Here is a 259-nt window from a genome sequence, read left to right as displayed (position 1 = left end):
CTATTCGGTTATCTGCTGTGTAATAAAAAGTCACTTTAGATGCATCTCCCTGATATTCTACGTCGGTGATCTTCATTTCAAGACCAAGCCTGTGAGCAATCTTTCGAGCTTCTATTTTTACACTTTCTTCTTTTTTTCGAGCTTCCTGCCATACCTCAAGGTCTTTTTGGTTGGCAAGCCTGTATATTTTAAGCACAGAATCGTCAGAAAATCTTTTCTTTTTCATCTGAATCTTTACCAGTTCGCCGGTGAGACTTAC

At 39.0% G+C, this 259-nt stretch carries 1 protein-coding gene; it reads right to left on the bottom strand.

Annotated elements, in window-relative coordinates:
• On the bottom strand, positions 1 to 259 hold a 259-nt coding region (locus ACR9ZK_RS22465; RefSeq protein WP_481344142.1), incomplete at both ends, for a PSP1 C-terminal domain-containing protein.

It is taken from the genome of Monashia sp. HAY1-5C, assembly GCF_056755255.1.
The sequence above is the reverse complement of the archived record's forward strand: the minus strand, read 5'-3'. Positions and strand labels throughout refer to the sequence as shown.